The sequence below is a fragment of the Allosphingosinicella sp. genome, assembly GCF_036387215.1.
GTDB lineage: Bacteria > Pseudomonadota > Alphaproteobacteria > Sphingomonadales > Sphingomonadaceae > Allosphingosinicella.
The window spans coordinates 1-2,057 of record NZ_DASVUE010000324.1 but is presented as its reverse complement, the minus strand read 5'-3'; the positions used below and the strand labels follow the sequence as shown (position 1 = coordinate 2,057).

Genomic DNA, 2,057 nt, shown 5'->3' with positions numbered 1-2,057 from the left:
TGTACGAACCGCCGCCCGCCGGTGCAGCGCAAGGTAGAAGAGCCCCTGCACCGCCGCGAGCAGGCCGGCGAAATAATGGGTCAGGATCGCAGCCGCCGCGAGGACGCACCAGACGGACGCGCCGCGAAGCGACGGCTCCCGAATGAGGCGGGCATAGGCGATCGTTTGGGCCGTCGAGATGAGCAGCAGCAAGGTGTAGCCGCGCGCTTCCAGCGAAAAGACGATGCCGGGCACCCAGCAGAAGATGAGCGCCGCCCAGGCGAGCGCCGCTTCCCTGGAGAGGCCGTGCGGCCGCCGCGCCAGCGGAAGCGCCGCGGCAAGCGCCACGAACAGCAGGCTCGGAAGCCGAAGCGCGAAGTTCGAGACCCCGGCGACGGAGGTCCAGAGATGCATGGTGAGGTAGTAAAGCGGCGCGTTCGGATCGAGATAGACCTCCCGCCAGAAGGCGCTCCAGCTCGGCTGCGATGTGATGGAAGCAGTCCAGGTCTCATCAAGCCACAGCGGCACATCCGGCGCCAGCCACAGACGTTCGAGGAAGACCGCTGCGCAACCGAGGATCGCGATCGTCCAGAGAGGCTTAGCCCCCGCGACATTCGACGCGGCGGCCTCCACTGGCCTGGCTTGGGGAGATATTGCTGCCTCGTCCATCCTCAACGGGCTAGGCCGGGATGGTTAATATCAGATTGCCGGGAGGCTCAGCCGCCGAGATCGGCGAAGGAGAAAAGCGCCAGCGCCGCGAGCGCCAGGATGCCCCAGCGGATCCCGCGCTCCAAGGCGAAGTTCCCGGTTCGGGAGAGCACCACCGCGCTGGTCGGCATGACGATCAGGAACAGGCCGACCGAGAGCAGCAGCCCCGCGCGGTGGTCGACCAGCTTCCAGCCGGCGATCGCCAGCGCCGCCGAGACGAGGCAGTAGACGAGTGCGTCGATGTTGAGCCGCCGCACCCTCAATGCGCCATTTGCGGGCCGCGCTCGAGGCCGGATAGGGCGAGCTGCTCGTCGATCTGCGCGACCAGCCGGTCCAGCCCTTCTTCGCTCTTCGCTTCGGCGCGGGCGACGAGCACGTCCTGCGTGTTCGAAGCGCGGAGCAGCCACCAGCCGTCCTCGGTGTTGACGCGCGCCCCGTCGGTGCGGATCACGTTCGCGCCGTCCGCTTCGAGGCGGGCCAGCACTTCCTCAACCACCGGGAATTTCCGGCTCTCGTCCACCTGGAAGCGCATCTCCGGCGTGTTGATCATTTGGGGCATTTCCGAGCGGAGCCGGGTCAGCGAACCGCCGAGCTGGCTCACCGCCTCGATCAGCCGGAGCGCCGCGTAGATCGCGTCGTCGAAGCCGTACCAGCGGTGCGCGAAGAAGATGTGGCCGCTCATTTCGCCTGCGAGCGGCGCGTTCGTCTCCTTCATCTTCGACTTGATGAGGCTGTGGCCGGTCTTCCACATGACCGGCTTGCCGCCAAGCTCGGCCACGCGGTCGAACAGGGCCTGACTCGCCTTGACGTCGGCAATGATCGTCTCGCCCGGAAGCTCGCGAAGCACCGGCTCGGCAAGGATCGACAGCAACTGGTCGCCCCAGATGACCCTTCCTTCGCCGTCGATCGCGCCGATGCGGTCGGCGTCCCCGTCGAACGCGATGCCGAAGTGGAGGCCCTTCTCCGCCACCAGCGCCTTCAAATCCGCGAGGTTGGCTTCGACAGTCGGATCCGGGTGATGGTTCGGGAAATTGCCGTCGACTTCGGTGTAGATGGTGTGATGCTCGCCCGGCAGGCGCTTCACGAGCCGCTCGAGGATCTCGCCCGCGGCTCCGTTGCCGGCGTCCCAGCCGACGCGGAAGGGCTGCGCGTCGAAGTCCCGCAGCAGGCGGTCGATGTACATGTCGGAAATGTCGAAGTCACTCGCGCTGCCGCTGCCTTCCTCCCAGTCGCCCTCCGCCGCCATGGCGCCGAGCTTCTGTATGTCCTGGCCGAAGAAGGCCTTGTGGAAGAACACCATCTTGAAGCCGTTATAATTGCCCGGATTGTGGCTTCCGGTGATCTGGATGCCGCCGTCCACCTCGAGCTCC

3 protein-coding genes are annotated in these 2,057 nt (G+C 66.6%); all 3 read right to left on the bottom strand.

The window, feature by feature from the left end:
* A partial coding sequence (locus VF662_RS13200) for a hypothetical protein (protein WP_464142029.1) occupies positions 1–612 on the bottom strand: 612 nt, incomplete at its 3' end.
* An 83-nt stretch (positions 613–695) separates the two neighbouring features.
* The gene (locus tag VF662_RS13195; protein WP_464142027.1) at positions 696–944 is read right to left on the bottom strand and encodes a hypothetical protein; all 249 of its coding nucleotides are present in this window, start codon (positions 942–944) and stop codon (positions 696–698) included.
* Between the two features lie 2 nt (positions 945–946).
* Positions 947–2,057, bottom strand: a 1,111-nt coding sequence (gene pgmG / locus VF662_RS13190; protein ID WP_464142025.1) for a phosphoglucomutase/phosphomannomutase PgmG, incomplete at its 5' end; no start/stop codon positions are given.